Source organism: Mesorhizobium sp. LjRoot246 (assembly GCF_964254115.1).
GTDB lineage: Bacteria > Pseudomonadota > Alphaproteobacteria > Rhizobiales > Rhizobiaceae > Mesorhizobium.
The window spans coordinates 2369998-2387651 of record NZ_CAXUSN020000001.1; the positions used below are offsets into that span (position 1 = coordinate 2369998).

Here is a 17654-nt window from a genome sequence, read left to right on the forward strand (position 1 = left end):
CGGCGACTGTCAAAGAGGGGCAAGATGGATCCGATTTCAAAATTCTTTGTCAGTTATAAGATCCCCATAGGCGAATGGGGTAAAGCATTCTTCACCTTCCTTACCGACAATTTCAACACCTTCTTCCGCGGCCTCTCCGGCGGCTTGAATTTCCTGCTCGACGGAGTGGTCGACACGCTGCTGCTGGTACCGCCCGTCCTTCTCATCGCGCTGATTGCGCTGCTTGCCTATTATCTGCAGCGATCGAGAGGCCTGGCGGTGGCCGTCTTTCTCGGGTTGCTGTTCATCCTCAACCAGAACCTCTGGAAGCAGACGGTGGAGACGCTGGTGCTGGTGGTAGCCGCTGCCGCCGCCTCGATGGCCATCGGTGTGCCACTCGGTATCTGGGCTGCGCACAAGCCGAAGGTCTACCGCATCATGCTGCCGGTGCTCGACTTGATGCAGACGTTGCCGACCTTCGTTTACCTGATCCCGGTGCTGACGCTGTTCGGTCTCGGCAACGCGCCCGGCCTCATCGTCACCATCATCTTCGTCATCCCGACCTCGGTTCGTCTCACGCATCTCGGCGTCGTCTCGGTGCCGAAGTCGATCGTCGAGGCAGGCGAGGCGTTCGGCGCCACCAAGAGCCAGTTGCTGTGGAAGGTGGAGCTGCCCTCGGCGCTGCCGACCATCATGGCCGGTCTGACGCAGTCCATCATGCTGTCGCTGTCGATGGTGGTGTTTGCCGCATTGATCGGCGCCGGCGGTCTCGGCACCGAAATCAACCGGGCGCTGGGTTCGCGCAAGATCGACCTCGGGCTTGAAGCCGGCCTCGCCATCGTTGTGCTCGCCATAGTGCTAGACCGGATGACGCGCATCGGCGTGGGAGGCAAGAAATGACCGTCGCCGTCGATTTCAGGAACGTCGATATCGTCTTCGGCGCCGACCAGGCCGGATCGCTGAAAATGATCGACGCCGGCGCCAGCCGCGCCGAGATCCTCGAAAAGACCGGCAATGTGCTCGGCTGCGCCGGCGCCAGCCTGACCGTAAACGAGGGCGAGATCTCGGTGCTGATGGGCCTGTCCGGCTCGGGCAAGTCGACACTGTTGCGGGCGGTCAACCGGCTCAACGTGGTGTCGCGCGGCCAGGTTCTGGTCAAGGATGGCGACAAGACCGTCGACGTCGTCACCTGCGACGAAGCGACCTTGCGGCGCTTGCGGCAGAAGCAGGTGGCGATGGTGTTCCAGCAGTTCGGCCTTCTGCCATGGCGCACAGTGGAGGAGAATGTCGGCCTCGGCCTCGAACTCGCCGGCGTGCCGGAAGCCGAGCGCAAGGAGCGCGTCAATCGCCAGCTCAAGCTGGTCAATCTCGACCAGTGGTCGAAGAAATACGCGCATGAGCTTTCGGGCGGCATGCAGCAGCGCGTCGGCCTGGCGCGGGCCTTCGCCACCGAGGCGCCGATCCTGTTGATGGACGAGCCGTTCTCGGCGCTCGATCCGCTGATCCGCACCAAGCTGCAGGACGAGCTGCTGCAGCTGCAGGCGGAGCTGAAGAAGACCATCATCTTCGTCAGCCATGACCTTGAGGAGGCGCTGAAGATCGGCAGCCACATCACCATCATGGAGGGCGGCCGCATCGTGCAGACCGGCGCGCCGGAAGACATCGTGCTGCGGCCGGCCAACGACTATGTCCGCGACTTCATCGCCAATGTGAACCCGCTGTCGGTGCTGACCGCCTGGAACGTGATGCGCGACCGCCGCGACCTCGAGCACGGCGACAATGGCTGGGTGTGGCTCGACCGGCGCAAGACGACGCGCTTCAAGATCGACGATCACGGGCTGGTGGCGGCGGCCGAACGCGACGGCAAGCCGGCGGTGTGGATGTCCTGCGCCGATGTCGAGGCCCAATCGGAGGAAGCCGCGCAAGTGTTCTGGGCCAATCCGGGCACTTCGCTGAAAACCGTGATGCTGGCCATGCACCGTTCGCAGACCGCGCCCGTGGCGCTGTTCGACGACCAGTCGCGCTTCGTCGGCGCCATCGGCATCCGCGACGTGCTGAGCGCGGTGCTGAGAAGGTAGTTGCCTTTGTTCCGGGTTTCATAGCGCGGGTGAAGCTAACCCGACCGCAGTGTGGAGATTGAACCGGTGGTCCATGATTGCGCAGTGGCTCAATACCTCCTGGTCCAGGTTGGGGAATGCGTCTCGGGCGTGTGGCTCGGGCTGGCCAACGAGCGATTGCTCAATTCGGCTCAGGGCACGCGGCGCCGGAATTTATCCAGAGTTCGGCAATTTTGAGGAACTCGTCATAGGGGACTGGCGGCGGCGTTCGCGGACGGTTGCGAGCATCACCGCCTGCCTGCCAGGCCCACGCAACCAGCGCGGTCTTGAGATGATCGATGACCGCGGCGCCGTTCCGTCCGCCATTGCGGCTCGCGTCCTTGAGATGGGCGCACCGCAAGGCTTGCGTCAGTCCTTCCCAGCCCATGGCTAGCGGGGCCAAATGCCAGTCGCCGTCTGCGCCGGGTACTCCGCTCGCCGCGTTGTTGGCCCGGCCGTGGCAAGTGGCACAAGCCAAGCCCCTCGCGCCATGACCGTCCGGGCCGCGCATGACATTGAAAAGGTGCGGATGCCGATCGTTACCCTGGCGGGGGAAGCCACCTAGCGTATGGCAGTTCTGGCAACGCGGGCTGGTCAGTACCTCGTCAATGCGCGCGAACGCCGCTAGAGAGACGTTGCGACCGTCGTTTGCCACTGCTTCGGGCACGGCCCGCGATACGAGCGAGGCGCACAGTCCTATCGCCACCAGGCACACGATGGTCGGACCGAGCAGTTCAAGACGTTTCATCCCTGCCCTCCTGCCGCCCGGTGGATCGCTTGCCGGACCCTCTGGTACGTGCCGCACCGGCAAATGTTGGTGATGGCTGCGTCGATGTCTGCGTCGGATGGCACGGCCTTTTCTTTCAGCAGCGCCGCAGCGGCCATGATCATTCCGGACTGGCAGTAGCCGCATTGCGGCACCTGCTGGTCGATCCACGATTTCTGCAGGGGATGCGATCTGTCCAGTGAAAGGCCTTCAATGGTCGTGATGGTGCTACCCTCGGCCGCTGCCAGCGGGTAGGAGCAGGAGCGCACGGCCTCGCCGTCGACATGCACCGTGCAGGCGCCGCAGGCAGCGATACCACAGCCATATTTGGTGCCTGTCAGACCGAGATCGTCGCGCAGTACCCACAACAAGGGCGTGTCAGGATCGGCAGTCGCATCGACTGGTTTGCCGTTGACGGTGAGCTTGATCATCGAGGTCTCCTCAAACCAGCCTGTAGCCATGCCGCGTCAGCGGCAGCGCGCGAATGCGCTCGCCGACCACGGCAAACACTGCGTTGCAAAATGCGGCATGCGTCGGCACTGGACCCAGCTCTCCCGTGCCGCCGATCTTGGCGCCGCTTTCGACGAACCGGGTCTCGATCTTCGGGGTTTCCCAGAGATGCACAGGATCGAAGCTGTCGAAATTGGTCTGTTGCACCGCACCGTCCTTGAAGGTCACTTCGGTGCGAAGCCCCGAAAGACCCCAGACTACGCCGCCCTCGACATTGGCGGCGGCGATCCCAGGGTCCAGTGTCTTGCCGCAGTCGAGCGCGGTCCAGACATGAAGCGGATGGATGTCCTTTCCGTCGACAGAAACGTCGATGACCTGTGCGGCATAGCCGCCGAACGCCTTGGCCAGCGCCAGACCGCGGCCCTGGCCATTCGGAACGGGTCGCCCCCAAGCCGACATCGCCGCCACGGCCTGCAATACCGCGACGGCGCGCGGATCGTTGCGGGCGAGAGCCAGCCGATAGTCCAGTGGATCCTTGCCGGCGGCGTGCGCGAGTTCGTCGAGAAAGGTTTCCAGGACGAAATTGTTCGGTCCGTGACCTGTGGTGCGCCACACCGATACCGGGAGCGGCGTTTCGACATAATTCTGTTCGACATGATAGTCGGCGATTGCGTAGGGCGGGAGGTGAACTCCCTCGACCGCCATCGCGTCGTAGTCGCGTGGTGGGGCGATCGGCCGATCCCAGGGCGGCGGTGCCTGGAGCGCCGAACGCGGAAACACGTAGAGCATGTGCGATGGCGAGACGACGCGGTGCATCATGACGGAGGGCAAGCCATCCGCGCCAAGAGCGGCGCTGACCGCATGCGTCATCGGTGGCCGGTAGGCGTCGTAGGCGAAGTCCTCTTCGCGACTCCAGATCACCTTCACCGGCCTGTTCACGGCCTTGGCCAACTGGACGGCGATGCGCACGAAGTCCGCAAGCAGCCGCCGCCCGAACCCGCCCCCTAGAAAGGTGCGGTTGATGACGATCTGACTGTCGCTGAAGCCTGTCATTTCCTTGATGACCGCTTGAGTGATTTCCACGCCTTGCGTAGGGACCCACAACTCGCAGCGATCCGCCGCGACATGGGCGGTGCAGTTCATCGGCTCCATGGTCGCGTGCGCTTGGGCGGGGATCTCGTAGATGGCCTCAAACATGCGAGAAGCGTCCGCCAGCCTTGCCCTGGCGTCGCCGTCGCTGCGTTTCACCGCGAAGTCCCCGGTCTTCAATCGCGCCATGTGGTCGGCCCTCTGGCTCTCCGTCGAGTAGCCTGCTAGCGGCCCCTCTGCGAAGACGAGCCCGCCTTCATCCAAGGCGCGCTTAGCCGTCCAGTAGCGGTCGGCGACTACCGCAAGCCCCGATGCGATCTCGACTGCGGCGATCACACCTGGTCGCGCCAGGATGCCGGCCTTGTCGTAGCTCGCGAGTTTGCCGCCCTGCGCAGGAGCCCGCCGGATCGCGGCCACCGCCATTCCCGGCACCTTGACGTCGATGCCGAAGATGGCGCTGCCGTCGACCTTGGGTGGAATGTCGCGCCGCGGCTGCGGCTTGCCGATCATCGTCAGGTCTGAATCGCGTTTCAACGCAGGGCTGTTCGGTACCGGCAGCCTGGCAGCGTTCTCCGCCACGTCACCGAAGCTTACCGATCGGCCCGAAGCAGGGTCGATAATTGTGCTGTCTCGCACTTGCAGCGACGCAGCGTCGACCTTGAGTTGGGCGGCGGCCGCCTGAACCAGCATCTCCCGGGCGGCAGCGCCCATGGTGCGCATGATGGGATAGAAGGTCGAACTCGATTCAGAATTGCCGGTGAACATCCACCCATATTGTGGATGGCGATAGGCAGGGTCGAATTGCGACCACTCGGTCTTGACCTTCGACCAGTCCGCGCCGAGTTCGTCGGCCAAAGCGACAGGAAGCGTCGTCGAAATGCCCTGCCCCATCTCCGACTGCGAAATCATGATGAGGATCGTGTTGTCCGGCGCTACCCGCAGCCACGCGTTTTGCAACACCGGATCGCCAGGCCGGCTCCAGACCTGCGCGCCTGCCGACAACAGCAGGCCGCTTGCCGCCACCATAAAGCTACGGCGCGACATCCTGCCTACACCGCGCATCTTGTCGGACACGTCTTCGATTTCGCTAGCTGCCACTTGCGTTTCGCTCCACAGTCGCTCTTGATTGTGTGGCAGTGTAGTTCTCAAACGAAAGCGCGATCTATGGCTTGGGCGCTCGATTTCTTTGCCCAGCGTCCACGCAAGATGACGGAAGGGGGACAGATGCCGAAGGTCGGCGGTATTCCGGATTCGATGTCCGACGTTCTTTCCCTTGTGCGCATGCGTGCAGAGTTCGTCTGCGCCAACGACTTCTCGGCGCCATGGAGCCTAAGCTTTCGCCGCCCGGTGTCGCATTTCCATATCGTAGAGCGCGGCTCGGCATGGCTAAAGCCGGATGATGGGAACGCCATCCGGATCGAAACAGGTGATCTGGTCATCCTACCGCTGGGGGCCGGCCACGTGCTGTGCAGCGATCCGGCATTGAATCCCGTTCCGGCGGACCAAGCATTGACGAATGCGACCACCCGGCATGGTTCCGCATATGCGTTCGGCGGTGGCGGTGAGCAGACACACGTGGTCTGCGGCCGGTTCTCCTTCGCTGGCGTACTGGCTCCCAAGCTCCTGAAGGTTCTGCCGGCGCTTATCCATATCGAGGCGCAATCTGGAAAGCCTCTGGAATGGATGAAACTGACCAGCCATTTCCTCGTCGAGGAAACCCGGTATCCGAAACTCGGTTCGGCCATCGCCATCGCCAGACTGCTGGATCTGCTGTTCGTCGAGGCCGTGCGCGAGTGGGGTGCCAGGAACCCGCGCAATCTCGGGTGGCTGAGCGGTCTGGCCGACCCCGCGATCGGTCGGGCGCTGTCGGCAATGCACGAGGAGCCGGCCCGGCGCTGGACAGTCGAGGCGCTGGCCGACCTTGCCGGGTTGTCGCGCTCAGCCTTCGCCGCCCGCTTCTCGGAAGTCGTCGGCCAGACGCCGCTACGCTACCTGGCCGCGTGGCGGCTCGATCTTGCCGCAGACCAACTGCGCGCCGGCGTCGCCAGGATCGGTGAAATCGCAGCGACCATCGGATATGGCTCGGAGGCGGCGCTGACCCGTGCATTCAAAGCGCAATTCAATACCACGCCGGCAGCTTTTCGCCGGGCTGGGCCGACGAGTGATGAAAAGGCACCTTCTAGGTGGATTGGCGCAGGCAAGGCCTAAGCCGCCAATGGCAGGCGCAGTTGCGTCAGTAGGCCGCCGCCCGGGTTGTTGGAAAGGCTGACCTCGCCGCCTGCGGCACGCGCTATGTTGCGGGCGATGGTCAGGCCGAGACCGAGACCGCCGGTCTGGCGGTTGCGGGACTGTTCGAGGCGCACGAACGAGCCGAACACGGCGTCGATCTGTGCCTGCGGTATCCCAGGCCCTTCGTCGCGGATGGTGAGCAGGATCATGTTCTCGGACCGGCGGAGGGACAGATGCGCCTTCTTGCCGTAGGTGACCGCGTTCTGCACCAGATTGGTGACGCAGCGTTTTAGCGCGACCGGCCGCGCCATGCAGATCAGGCCGCGCGAGCGTGTATCGTCGTCGAACGAGACGTCCTCATAGCCGTCGGCGATCGATTCCACGAGCGACCAGAAGTCGATGCGTTCGTTCTTTTCCTCCGTCACCTCGAAGGTGGCGAAGTCGATCACCGAGCTGGCGATGCTCTCGACATCGGCGAGATCGTGCGCCAGTGCCTCGCGAACCGCCGATTTGCGCAACAGCTCCAGGCGCAGGCGCATCCTCGTCATCGGCGTGCGCAGGTCATGCGCCAGTGCCGCCGCCAGATGCTCGCGGTCCTCGACATATTCGCGCAACCGGGCCTGCATGGCGTTGATTGCCTTGGCGGCGGCACGCACCTCGCGGCTGCCGCTCTCGGCGATCGGCGGGCTCTTCAGATCCTTGCCGATCCGGTTCACCGCGGTTTCCATCATCCGGTAGGGCGCCGTCAGCCGGCGCAGCGACCAGATCGACATGATCACCACCAGGCCGGCGATCAGCGAATAGAGCGGCAGGCTGTCAAAGCTCAGGATTGGGCCGACGGGCGTGATCGGCTCGGTGAAGTTCAGCCATTGGCCATCGGCGAAGCGCAGCGACGCCGTCAGCTTGTCGCTCTGGGCAAAGTTAGCTGCCAGCACCAGAAGGTCGCGCTCCACCTGGCCGATGTCGGGTCCCGGCGCCATGCCGGTGGCGTCGTCGGCCTCGCGCGTCGCCGGATCGCGCCGCACGCGCGCATCGGTGATGCCGAATTTCGACAGCCGGCCGACGAGGATGTCTTCGAGTTCGGCCAGTTCGTCGTCGCCGGCGATCGACGAAGTGACCGCCGGCGTGTCCGAAACGGTGAGCGCGTAGGTGGAGTTGAACAGGCCGGTCGCCGTCGCCTTGCGCTCGTCCGGACTGGCGTCATGCATGAGCTGCACCAGCGAGAAGGCACGGTCGTTGAGCCGGTAGAGGTCGACGACGCCGTTGGCGGCGGCGCGGTCGCGCGACACGATGTAGAGTGTGGCGACCTGGCTGATCAGCAGGCCGGCAATGACGATCAGCAGCACCCAGACAGGCAAGGTCTGCGGCAGGAAACGTCTCATTCGGAGGTCGTCTCGGGCAGGAACTGGTAGCCGCCGCTGCGCACGGTGAGGATCAGTTTTGGCGTTTTGGGATCGTCTTCCATTTTGCGCCGCAACCGGCTGACCAGGATGTCGACGCTGCGGTCGAAGGAATAGTCGCTGTCGCCGCCGGACAGTTCGATGAGCTGGTCGCGGGTCAATACGCGCTGCGCGCTCTTGACGAAGGTCTGCAGCAGGTTGAATTCGGCCATGGTCAACTCGACCCTGACATCGTCGGGCGCCGTCAGCCGGCGGCGCGAACAGTCCATCGTCCAGCCGGCAAAGCGGTAAATCTGCTTGCTGGTGGCGCGTTTGGGCTCTGCGGCGCCATTGCGCCTGAGCACGGCGCGGATGCGCGCCAGCAACTCGCGTGGGTCGAAGGGTTTCGGCACATAGTCGTCAGCGCCCATCTCCAGGCCGACGACGCGGTCGGTGGTCTCGGTGACGGCGGTCAGCATGATGATCGGTGTCGAAAACTGGGCGCGCAGGTCGCGGCACAGCTCCAGCCCGCTCTTGCCGGGCAGCATCACGTCGAGGACGATGAGATCCACCTGCGCGCGGCGCAGGATGGTCTCCATCTCGACGCCGTCGGCGGCAACCGAGGTGTGCAGGCCCCGCTTCTGGAAGAACTCCTGCAGCAGGTCGCGGATGCCCTTGTCGTCGTCGACGATCAGTATGTGTGCGTCGGATTTCACAGCAGCCCTGTCATTGTTGATTGCCAAGCCCTTCTGTCGCAACCCACACGATAGAATTCAGGCCATATGTTGGCCAGTGGCGATGATCGGTTCACACCGGCTTTCTCAGACACAATCCAGAAACAAAATTCTACAGTTCAGAAAAACTCCTGAAAAATTTCAAAGGCATAACTGATCTCGTGGCGGTCAGGTCATCGGCTGCGACGCTAGTCTCCGGGTTTACGGATAAACCGATGCCAAGGTTGTCGATCAGTTTGTTGGGTGCGTTGCTGGGCCTTGGCCTGGCCACTGCCACTGTCGGACAATCGGACGCAAAGGCGACGCTCACAACCCGGAGCGAACGGTGCGCCAATCTCAGCCACCAATTTGATGAAGCCCTCGAAACCCACGCCACGGCAACGCAGGTCACCGCGGCAAGGGCACTTCAGAGAAAGGGCAACCGGTACTGCGCCGCCAAGAAACAGGCGCAGGGCATCCGGATGCTCGCCAACGCTTTGAAGTTGCTTGGGGTGACACCGAACGACCCGGTTCAGTGACATCAGAAACTCGACCCGCACAAAAAGGAAATGAAGCCATGAAAAAGTCCATCCTCTCCGCAACCGGTCTCGCCGTCGCTCTCGCTTTCGCGATGCCGGCTCTCGGCAACGCCGCTGCCACCACGACCGCTGCTCCGGCTGCTTCCACCACCACCGCTCCGGCTACTGCCGCTCCGGCCAAGGCTGCTCCGAAGAAGGTCGTCAAGAAGACCGTCAAGAAGCACAAGAAGGCTGCCGAGAAGGCCGTCAAGAAGGACGCGCCGAAGACGTAATCAGGTCCGGCATAACATGCCGGCCTTTCGATCAAGGCCGCTCCAGCTGGTTTCGGTTGGAGCGGCCTTATTCCTGTCCCAACCGCTGAAGCCCTGAATTGGCGATGAAGCGGCTGACGGGTCCAATCGATGTTTGGTCGAAGCGTGCTGCCGGCAGCTTCCGCCTCGACTGACGCTTAACCCGTTTGCAACGCCGGCCGTGTAGGGCAATCCGCATGAAGAAGCGGCTTTCGTCCATTCTGCGCTCGATGGTGATTGGCGGCCTGGTTGCAACCGGCGTCGTCAGGGTGATCATCCTGTTTACCGCCAGCCCGGTGCCCGATCCGGCCAGCGGACGCACCGAGCCTTCGCTGTTTGCACCGGCGATCTCCACCAACTGGGACTACATCACGCCGGCACAGACCTGGCTGCTGATCGTGCTAACAGGCGCGACGCTGATCTGCGTCCTCGCATGGCCGATCGCGGCATGGCTGGAACGCCGGGCGAATGCGGGTGGAGCCCGCTTTCGGCCCGATATGCCGTCCGCCGCGACCGCGCGGCAGATTCCCAGCCGTCGCATGTTCGGTCGTCAGGACCGTTGAACGGCAACCGACACTTTCCCACATGATGTGAATGGCCGCACCCGCCGGACATCGGCTTTGCGCGTCAATCAAAATGGACGACCGCTTTCGCCGGTGCCAGAATAGCGGTCACGTCGCTTACGCAAATTGTCGGTTCCAATGCCTGAAATCACCACAAAACCGCGTACCCAGATCAAGCCGCAGGTCGAACGGCCAAAGCTCTACAAGGTCATCCTCATCAATGACGATTTCACGCCGCGCGAATTCGTGGTGACGGTGCTGAAGGGCGAGTTCAAGCTCAGCGAAGACCAGGCGCACCGGGTGATGATCACCGCGCATCGGCGTGGCGTCTGCGTCGTCGCCGTCTTCACCAAGGATGTCGCCGAAACCAAGGCGATGCGCGCCACCGATGCCGGCAAGGCCAAGGGCTATCCGCTGATGTTCACGACGGAGCCGGAGGAGTAGGGCAGGGGTCGCTTTTCCCTTCTCCCACAAGGGGATAAGGGAAAGGGCGCCGCATCTACCGCCCCTCGCGGTACCACATCGAACCCATCGCCAGCAGCAGCAGACCAAGGCCGAGGAAGCCGCCGAACAGCGGCACGCGCGAGACGGCCTTGAGCACGCTGTCGTCCGTGGTGCGCAGGCCGATCCAGTCGCTGCCGGACGCGGCGCCAGCCGAGCGCACCGGCACGACGGAAGGCAGCGTCACGTCGCTGCCAAGGGCTGAGGACGAGGCCAGCCGGCGCACGCTGCCACCGGTGGCTTCTGTGGGCGCTTTCAGCCGGTTTTCGGTGGAGATGACGTCGGCGAATTCCGGTGCGTTGACCGGACCGACATGAGCGAGCGCGGTGAGGTCGCCATTGGCGACCTGGTAGAGGCCGATCTCGTTGGTCTCGACACTGCCGAGAAAGACGCCGGGTTCGGACTTATCGAGCTTGACGGTCAAGGTCTTGCCGGACGGGGTGATGATCTGGGCGGGGCCGGGATCGTCGGCCATCGTCTGGCGGCGGATTTCCAGCACCATGCCGCGGCCGTCGGCGGTCAGCCGCTCTTCCTCGAGCTCGGGCTCCTTCATCAACCAGTGCGCGATGCGGCGGTAGAGCTGAACATGCGGGCCGCCGCCCTCGAAGCCGCGCGCCCATAGCCAGCCCTGGTCGGACAGAAGCATGCCGACGCGGCCTTCGCCCTTGCGGTCGAGCAACAGCAGGGGCCGGTTGTCGGCGCCCTTCATCACCACTTCGCCTTCCGGATTCTGCACGCCGATGGTGCGGAACCAGCGGCTCCAGTGCGGCGGCTCGGTGGCCGAACCGTCGAGCCCACGCGTCACCGGGTGGCGCTGGCCAAGATCGGTGAGGCGTGGATAGAAGGCCTGGTCGACCACCTCGCCAGTCGGCATCGCCGGCAGAGCCGCCATCAGCGGTGTGCGCGCGATCGAGCTTTCGCCGGCATATTCGGGGCCGGCCGCGATCAGCAGCGCGCCGCCCTTTTCGACATACTCGGAGATATAGTCGTAGTAGAGGATCGGCAGCACATCGCGATGCTGGTAGCGGTCGAAGATGATGAGGTCGAAATCCTTGATCTTCTCGACGAACAGCTCGCGCGTCGGGAAGGCGATCAGCGACAATTCGTTGATCGGCGTGCCGTCCTGTTTTTCCGGCGGCCGCAGGATGGTGAAATGGACGAGATCGACCGAGGCGTCGGATTTCAACAGGTTGCGCCAGGTGCGCTCGCCGGCATGCGGCTCGCCGGAGACGAGCAGCACGCGCAGGTTCTCGCGGATGCCGTCGATCAGCGCTATGGCGCGGTTGTTGGCGTCGGTCAGTTCGCCCGGTTCGCGGTCGATGGCGAGTTCGACGATGTTGCGGCCGGCTGCCGGAATGGTCACCTGCAGCGGCATCGCCTGGCCGACGGTGGCATGCTCGACCGCGACCTGTTCGCCATTGACCGAGACACGCACATCGACGGGGCCAGTCTCGTTCTCCGTCGAGATGACACGGTAGGTCATGTCGAGCGGCTTGCCGACAAGTCCGAAGCGCGGCGCGTTCTCGAAACGTATGCGGCGATCCTTCTCGCGGTCGTTGCCGGTGATCAGCGCGTGCAGCGGGGCGTTGAAATCGGGCGCTCCCGGGGGCGCGTCATGGACCTCGCCATCGGTGATCATGATGGCGCCGCCGATGCGCGACGGCGGCACATCGCGGAAGGCGCCCTCGAGCGCGCCGAACAGCCGTGTCTCGGTGCGCTCCTCGGCGGCTTCGGATTTGCCGGCCTCGACGACGCGCACATCGAACTGCTTGAAGCGGCCAAGACGCTGCTGCAGCCCGGCCAGCGCCTCGTCGGTCTGCTTGGTGCGGTCGCCGATATCCTGGCTCTGGCTGCGGTCGACAATGAGGGCAACGACGCTTTTCAGCGGCTCGCGCTCCTCGTTGAGGAACACCGGGTTGAACAAAGCGGCGGCAAGCGCCAGCAAAGCGACGAAGCGGAAGACCGAACCGCGCTGGCGAAACCACAGGCCAACGAGCGCCAGCAGCGCCAGCGGCACCAGGGCCAAGGCCAGCAGCGGCCAGGAGATCAGCGGTTCGAAGGAGATCGACCAGTTCATCTCTTACCCTCCCTCTTGTGGGGAGGGTCGATGCGCGCCGGGAACGCAACAAAGAACCTCATCTTACTGCCCCAGCCGTTCGAGCAGTATCGGCACGTGCACCTGGTCGGATTTGTAGTTTCCGGTCAGCATGTACATCATGATGTTGACGCCGGCGCGCAGCGCGTAGATGCGCTGCATCGGGTCCGCCGGCACGGTCGGCAGCAGCGGGTCGCCATTCTCGTCGACCGCCCAGGCGCCGGCGAAATCATTGGCGGTGATCATGATCGGCGAGACGCCGTCGCCGGTCCTTACCGGCCGGTTCTCGGCGTTGCTGGCGTCGAGCGACGCCTCGACCCAGAGTGGGCTGCCGGCGAAGCGGCCGGGGAATTCCGGCAGGATGAAGAAGGACTTGGTCAGCACGTGGTCGGACGGCACCGGCTCCAGCGGCGGCACGTTGAGGTTGCCCAGGATGTCGCGCAGCCGCTCCGTCGCGGGGCTGGTCGAATCGGCGCCGATACCGTTGGCGAACTGGTCGCGCGTGTCGAACAGCACCGTGCCGCCTTGCTGCATATAGGCGTCGATGCGGGCGATCGCGGCCTGGCTCGGCATAGGGGCGGCCGGATCGATCGGCCAGTAGATCAAGGGATAGAACGACAGTTCGTCCTTCGAGATGTCGACGCCGGCCGGCGCGCCCGGTTCGAGTGCCGTCTTTTCGATCAGGAAGCGGGTCAGGCCCTCAAGCCCGGCGCGGCTGATCGAATCGTCGCCCGGCACGCCGGTCAGCACATAAGCGATGCGGGTCTTCGAAATCGCCTCGATTGCAATCTGGTCGCCCGGCTTGGCGTCGTCGGCCCGGGCAAGGTCGGGATGGCTGAAAAATGCACCGAGCGCAATCAGGGCCGCTGCGGTGGCTGCCACGGCACCAGCGCGGCGCGGCCGGCGCGAAAACAGGCCGCCCATCCAGAACACCGCCAGCGTATCGAGCAGCATCAACACCAGGGCGGCCACGACCAGCGCGCCCTTCAAATTGCGCGATTCGTCGAAGGCATACTGGATCGAGGTGACCGGAACCGTGATTTGCGGGCGCGCCAGCGGGGCCAGCGTGCTGTCGGCTTCAAGCAGATTGTGGGCGAACACACCCGTCTCGGAACCATAGAGGCCGGGCGGGTTTTCAAACGTCACCGGCAGTGCGCCGGCGCCCGGCACCAGCGGCCGTGCGTCCGGCGTTGGCGGCCCCAGCGAGCCATCGGCTGCAATCATGCGATAGGGCGCCAGCGACGCGGCGGCGGCTTCGGCATTGGCGATCGCCGCGCCCTGGTTGCGCGAAAGCTGCACGATGCGGCGCAGCATCTCGACGAAGCTGCCCGAGATCGGCAGGTTCGACCATGTCGCCTCGGGGGTGACGTGGAACAGCACCAGCGTGCCCTTGCCTTTCTTCAGTCCGGTAACCAGCGGCGTGCCGTCGGCAAGGGCCGCCCAGGTGCGCTCGACGATGTCGGGCGTCGGCTCGGCCAGCACCTGCCTGCTGACGGTGACCTCGGTCGGCGGCGCCAAATCGGCGAACGGTCCGGCCTTGGGGAATTCGGTGACCGGCTGCGGCGTCGTCCATGACAGCGCGCCGCCGAGCGAACGCTCGCCGGTGCGCAGGCGGACCGGCAGCAAATCGTCGTCGTTGCCCGCGGCCGCGAGCCGCGAGCCGGCGAAACGCACCAGTGTGCCGCCATTGTCGACCCAGTCGACCAGCCTTTGCCGGACCTGTGCGGGAATGGTGCCGATGTCGGCCATGACGATCATTGCCGGCTTTTGGTCGAGGATCTGCGGGATGGCGTCGGCGAGGTCGGCGCTGGAGGGTTCGACAAGGTCGGCGAAGGGCTGCAGCGCGCGCCTGATGTAATAGAGCGGCGACAAAAGCGGCTGTGCCTGGTCGGCCTCAGCCTGCGACAACAGCCCGACGCGGCGGCGCTTGGAGCTTTCGTCGAGGACGCGCACCGCCCCGGCCTGATGTTCGCCGTCGAGCGCGATCGAGGCAAAGTCGTTACGCAGCTCGAACGGCACCGCCATGGTGCCGGTGGCGGTGGTTTCGCCAGGCGAAAAGGTCAGCGTCGCATCGGCGATGCGGCGGCCCTTGTCGTCGAAGGCGCCGGCGGTGACCTGCGCCGGGGCCGGGTCGCCCGGAGCGCGAATGGCAGTCAGCGCAAAGCCATCGACCTGGTTGTCGGCGGCGGTCAGGCCGGTCAGCGATCTCAGGTCGGTACTGGCCCAGACGACACGAGCGGCATTTCTGGACAACAGCGTGTTGAAGGCGGCCTCGTCGCCCTTCGCCGCAAGGCCGTCGGCAAGCACGGCGACGCTGGCGCCGGGCAAGGTCTCCAGCACGCCGGCGACGCGGGCATAGACGGCGGGCCGGTCGGTCGGGATCGGCCTCGGCTTGGCGGCGCGCAGCCGGTCAAGGGCGGTGGCTGCATCGAACGGCCCAACCTCCGCATTGGGTTTTTCGGCGGTGAAGGCGATGATGACAGGCACGCCGTTGGAGCCGGCATCGTTGATCAGCCGTTCGGCGGTGGCGACGCGCTTGCCCCAGTCGGCGGCACTTGCCCAATCATTGTCGATGACCAGCGCAAGTGCTGCACCTTCGGCCGGCAGCTTTTCGCGCGGGTTGAAGACCGGATCGGCCAGAGCGGCGACGATGAGCGCCGCCATCAGCAGCCTGAGCAGCGTCAGCCACCACGGACTCTGCTGCGGCGTCTCCTCGCGCTTCAGCACACGCGCCAGGATCTTCAGCGGCGGGAAGATTTCGGTTTGCGGCTTGGGTGGCGTCAGCCTGAGCAGCCACCAGATCACCGGCAGTGCCAGCAAGCCCCACAGCACCATGGGCGCGCCAAAGGAGAGCGGCAGCCAGCTCATGCGACGGTCTTTCCTGGCTGATCGCCACCGGCGATCATGCCGGGCTGACCGCTAGCGGTCATGCCGGCACGACCGCTAGCGGTCGGCCCAACGGAGGGGCCATCGGCGGTCATCGCCATGTGCAGGCGCACCAGCGCGTCGGAAGCCAGGCGATCGGTATGGTTGACGGTAAAGCTCCAGCCGAGCCGTTTGCACCAGGCGGCCAGTTCGTGGCGGCGGGCGGTGTAGAGCAGGCGATACTCGTCGCCCAGCATTTCGGCACGGCCGGCGGTCAGCTTGTCGCCGGTCTCGGGGTCGGTGAATTCGGTGCGGCCGGCATAGGGGAAGGTCTCCTCGGCCGGGTCGGCGACCTCGATCAGATGGGCGCGCACGCCGTGGCGGGCCAGCACGTCGAGCCAGGCCATGGTTTCCTCGATCGGATCGAGGAAATCGCTAACGATAACGATGTCGCAGAAGCGCCTGATGTCGGACAGGTCGGGCTTTGCCGGTAAGTCGCCGGCATGCATCAGCTGGGCGGCGATGCGCTCGGCGCCGTTGCGGGCGGTGAACGGGTCGGTGAGGCCGGGCCAGGCGATGCGCTCACCGCTGCGCGACAACAGCTCGGCCATGGCCAGCGCCAGCACCAGCGCGCGCGATTGCTTGGAAACGCTGGCGCCGGTCGATTTGTAGAGCATCGACGGCGACGGGTCGGCCCACAGCCAGACCGTATGGGCGGCTTCCCATTCGCGGTCGCGCACATAAGTGTGGTCGTCACGCGCCGAGCGACGCCAGTCGATGCGCGAGGAATCGCCTTCGACATAGGGCCGGAACTGCCAGAAATTCTCGCCGATGCCGCGCTTGCGGCGACCGTGCCAGCCGGCGATCACGGTGTTGACGATGCGGCGCGCCTCGACCAGCAGGTCGGGCACGAGCGAGGCCCGCAACCGGCCACGGGCGAGCGCGTCGCGCGTCGCTGCCGGTGCCTGGACCTCGCCGATGCGCGCCATCAAATCCCTTTCACGAGTTTCGCCACCACGTCGCGCACGCTGGTGCCTTCGGCGCGGGCGGCGAAGGTCAGCGCCATGCGATGCTGCAGCACCGGCTCGGCCAGCGCGCGCACATCGTCGATCGAGGGGGCCAGCCGTCCGTCGTAAAGCGCGCGCGCCCTTGTGCACAGCATCAGCGCCTGGCTAGCGCGGGGGCCGGGACCCCAGGCGACGTGCTTGTCGGTCTCGGCATTGCCTTGGCCCGGACGCGCCGAGCGCACCAGCGTCAGGATCGCCTCGACGACGCTTTCGGGCACCGGCATGCGTCGGATCAGCGTCTGGATTTCCTTCAGCCGCGCCGGCTGCAGCACGTTCTGGGCTTTGGCATCCTCGACGCCGGTGGTTTCCAGAAGGATGCGGCGCTCGGCCTCGATTTCGGGATAAAGGATGTCGACCTGCATCAGGAAGCGGTCGAGCTGGGCCTCGGGCAGCGGATAGGTGCCTTCCTGCTCCAGCGGGTTCTGCGTCGCCAGCACGTGGAAGGGTGCCGGCAGATCGTAACGGGCGCCGGCAATGGTGACATGGTATTCCTGCATCGCCTGCAGCAGCGCCGACTGAGTGCGCGGCGAAGCACGGTTGATCTCGTCGGCCATCAGCAGCTGGGCAAAGATCGGCCCGGAGATGAAGCGGAAGGAGCGCTTGCCGGTCTCGTCCTGTTCCATCACTTCGGAGCCAAGGATATCGGACGGCATCAGGTCCGGCGTGAACTGGATGCGGCGCGAATTGAGGCCGAGCACGATGCCCAGCGTCTCGACCAGCTTGGTCTTGGCAAGGCCCGGCACGCCGACCAAAAGCGCATGTCCGCCGGCCAGCAGCGCCACCAGCGTGCGCTCGACGACGCTTTCCTGGCCGAAGATGACGCGGCCGACCCCGTCGCGGATCCTGGAGATGTCGGCCAGCGCCTTTTCGGCCTCGGCGACCATGTCCGTTTCGCTGATTGGGCTTTCCTTCACCATCACGCTCATGCCGCATCGATCCTTGTGGTTGGAAACACCGGCTCGCACCATACCATAGGCTGCCGCGATTCGGCCTCGCGCAGTGCCTATATGGAAACTTAAATCACAGACTTAGG

The 17654-nt window shown here is 64.9% G+C and carries 16 protein-coding genes; 7 read left to right on the plus strand and 9 right to left on the minus strand.

What is annotated here, in order from left to right; all coding sequences use genetic code 11:
- Positions 1-24 precede the first annotated feature (24 nt).
- The gene (choW, locus tag ACSQ3L_RS11365) at positions 25-879 is read left to right on the plus strand and encodes a choline ABC transporter permease subunit (protein WP_111543714.1); all 855 of its coding nucleotides are present in this window, start codon (positions 25-27) and stop codon (positions 877-879) included.
- The gene (gene choV / locus ACSQ3L_RS11370; RefSeq protein ID WP_436160025.1) at positions 876-2057 is read left to right on the plus strand and encodes a choline ABC transporter ATP-binding protein; all 1182 of its coding nucleotides are present in this window, start codon (positions 876-878) and stop codon (positions 2055-2057) included. The genes choW and choV overlap by 4 nt, the downstream gene beginning before the upstream one ends.
- A gap of 160 nt (positions 2058-2217) precedes the next feature.
- Here choV and ACSQ3L_RS11375 read toward each other — a convergent pair whose 3' ends face one another.
- Genes ACSQ3L_RS11375 through ACSQ3L_RS11385 form a run of 3 tightly spaced genes read right to left on the minus strand, consistent with a single transcriptional unit; the run spans position 2218 to position 5478 of the window.
- Positions 2218-2823 carry a hypothetical protein gene (locus ACSQ3L_RS11375; protein WP_436160026.1) on the minus strand — a complete coding sequence of 202 codons (606 nt, stop codon included), beginning with the start codon at positions 2821-2823 and terminating at the stop codon, positions 2218-2220.
- A complete protein-coding gene (locus tag ACSQ3L_RS11380) occupies positions 2820-3272 on the minus strand; it encodes a (2Fe-2S)-binding protein (protein WP_436160027.1) in 453 nt (150 codons plus the stop codon). Before ACSQ3L_RS11380 ends, ACSQ3L_RS11375 begins: the two co-directional genes overlap by 4 nt.
- Before the next feature lie 10 nt (positions 3273-3282).
- Positions 3283-5478, minus strand: a complete 2196-nt coding sequence (locus ACSQ3L_RS11385) for a molybdopterin cofactor-binding domain-containing protein (RefSeq protein WP_436160028.1) — start codon at positions 5476-5478, stop codon at positions 3283-3285.
- 66 nt (positions 5479-5544) lie between these two features.
- On the opposite strand from ACSQ3L_RS11385, the gene ACSQ3L_RS11390 reads away from it, so the two are divergent.
- A complete protein-coding gene (locus ACSQ3L_RS11390; protein WP_436160029.1) occupies positions 5545-6588 on the plus strand; it encodes a cupin domain-containing protein in 1044 nt (347 codons plus the stop codon).
- Here the strand turns inward: ACSQ3L_RS11390 and ACSQ3L_RS11395 are convergent.
- Both ACSQ3L_RS11395 and ACSQ3L_RS11400 read right to left on the minus strand, forming a co-directional pair.
- The gene (locus ACSQ3L_RS11395; protein WP_436160030.1) at positions 6585-7991 is read right to left on the minus strand and encodes an ATP-binding protein; all 1407 of its coding nucleotides are present in this window, start codon (positions 7989-7991) and stop codon (positions 6585-6587) included. The two genes, ACSQ3L_RS11390 and ACSQ3L_RS11395, sit on opposite strands and share 4 nt — an antisense overlap.
- The gene (locus ACSQ3L_RS11400; RefSeq protein ID WP_436160031.1) at positions 7988-8704 is read right to left on the minus strand and encodes a response regulator; all 717 of its coding nucleotides are present in this window, start codon (positions 8702-8704) and stop codon (positions 7988-7990) included. Before ACSQ3L_RS11400 ends, ACSQ3L_RS11395 begins: the two co-directional genes overlap by 4 nt.
- Positions 8705-8937: 233 nt before the next feature.
- On the opposite strand from ACSQ3L_RS11400, the gene ACSQ3L_RS11405 reads away from it, so the two are divergent.
- The 4 genes from ACSQ3L_RS11405 to clpS all read left to right on the plus strand — a co-directional run bounded on the left by ACSQ3L_RS11405 (position 8938) and on the right by clpS (position 10537).
- On the plus strand, positions 8938-9240 hold the full coding sequence (locus tag ACSQ3L_RS11405; protein ID WP_436160032.1) for a hypothetical protein: 303 nt from the start codon (positions 8938-8940) through the stop codon (positions 9238-9240).
- Positions 9241-9278: 38 nt separating this feature from the next.
- Entirely contained in the window at positions 9279-9512 is a 234-nt protein-coding gene (locus tag ACSQ3L_RS11410; RefSeq protein WP_013529962.1) for a hypothetical protein, read from the plus strand.
- A gap of 215 nt (positions 9513-9727) precedes the next feature.
- On the plus strand, positions 9728-10093 hold the full coding sequence (locus ACSQ3L_RS11415; RefSeq protein WP_436160033.1) for a hypothetical protein: 366 nt from the start codon (positions 9728-9730) through the stop codon (positions 10091-10093).
- 138 nt (positions 10094-10231) lie between these two features.
- Positions 10232-10537: an ATP-dependent Clp protease adapter ClpS gene (clpS, locus tag ACSQ3L_RS11420; protein ID WP_436160034.1), complete on the plus strand. Its 306-nt coding sequence runs from the start codon at positions 10232-10234 to the stop codon at positions 10535-10537.
- 55 nt (positions 10538-10592) lie between these two features.
- On the opposite strand, the gene ACSQ3L_RS11425 is transcribed toward clpS, so the two are convergent.
- The 4 genes from ACSQ3L_RS11425 to ACSQ3L_RS11440 form a co-directional block, all read right to left on the minus strand.
- Positions 10593-12671: a hypothetical protein gene (locus tag ACSQ3L_RS11425; protein WP_436160035.1), complete on the minus strand. Its 2079-nt coding sequence runs from the start codon at positions 12669-12671 to the stop codon at positions 10593-10595.
- 63 nt (positions 12672-12734) lie between these two features.
- The gene (locus ACSQ3L_RS11430) at positions 12735-15557 is read right to left on the minus strand and encodes a DUF4159 domain-containing protein (protein ID WP_436160036.1); all 2823 of its coding nucleotides are present in this window, start codon (positions 15555-15557) and stop codon (positions 12735-12737) included.
- A complete protein-coding gene (locus tag ACSQ3L_RS11435; protein WP_436160037.1) occupies positions 15554-16543 on the minus strand; it encodes a DUF58 domain-containing protein in 990 nt (329 codons plus the stop codon). Before ACSQ3L_RS11435 ends, ACSQ3L_RS11430 begins: the two co-directional genes overlap by 4 nt.
- Positions 16543-17547 carry an AAA family ATPase gene (locus tag ACSQ3L_RS11440; RefSeq protein WP_436160038.1) on the minus strand — a complete coding sequence of 335 codons (1005 nt, stop codon included), beginning with the start codon at positions 17545-17547 and terminating at the stop codon, positions 16543-16545. Before ACSQ3L_RS11440 ends, ACSQ3L_RS11435 begins: the two co-directional genes overlap by 1 nt.
- Positions 17548-17654: the final 107 nt, after the last annotated feature.

Coding starts and splice junctions, on each gene's coding strand:
- ACSQ3L_RS11390 (WP_436160029.1), top strand. CDS start 5,545: ATGGCTTGGGCGCTCGATTTCTTTGCCCAGCGTCCACGCAAGATGACG.
- ACSQ3L_RS11430 (WP_436160036.1), bottom strand. CDS start 15,557: ATGAGCTGGCTGCCGCTCTCCTTTGGCGCGCCCATGGTGCTGTGGGGC.
- ACSQ3L_RS11440 (WP_436160038.1), bottom strand. CDS start 17,547: ATGAGCGTGATGGTGAAGGAAAGCCCAATCAGCGAAACGGACATGGTC.
- clpS (WP_436160034.1), top strand. CDS start 10,232: ATGCCTGAAATCACCACAAAACCGCGTACCCAGATCAAGCCGCAGGTC.
- ACSQ3L_RS11415 (WP_436160033.1), top strand. CDS start 9,728: ATGAAGAAGCGGCTTTCGTCCATTCTGCGCTCGATGGTGATTGGCGGC.
- choW (WP_111543714.1), top strand. CDS start 25: ATGGATCCGATTTCAAAATTCTTTGTCAGTTATAAGATCCCCATAGGC.
- ACSQ3L_RS11405 (WP_436160032.1), top strand. CDS start 8,938: ATGCCAAGGTTGTCGATCAGTTTGTTGGGTGCGTTGCTGGGCCTTGGC.
- ACSQ3L_RS11435 (WP_436160037.1), bottom strand. CDS start 16,543: ATGGCGCGCATCGGCGAGGTCCAGGCACCGGCAGCGACGCGCGACGCG.
- choV (WP_436160025.1), top strand. CDS start 876: ATGACCGTCGCCGTCGATTTCAGGAACGTCGATATCGTCTTCGGCGCC.
- ACSQ3L_RS11375 (WP_436160026.1), bottom strand. CDS start 2,823: ATGAAACGTCTTGAACTGCTCGGTCCGACCATCGTGTGCCTGGTGGCG.
- ACSQ3L_RS11380 (WP_436160027.1), bottom strand. CDS start 3,272: ATGATCAAGCTCACCGTCAACGGCAAACCAGTCGATGCGACTGCCGAT.
- ACSQ3L_RS11425 (WP_436160035.1), bottom strand. CDS start 12,671: ATGAACTGGTCGATCTCCTTCGAACCGCTGATCTCCTGGCCGCTGCTG.
- ACSQ3L_RS11395 (WP_436160030.1), bottom strand. CDS start 7,991: ATGAGACGTTTCCTGCCGCAGACCTTGCCTGTCTGGGTGCTGCTGATC.
- ACSQ3L_RS11410 (WP_013529962.1), top strand. CDS start 9,279: ATGAAAAAGTCCATCCTCTCCGCAACCGGTCTCGCCGTCGCTCTCGCT.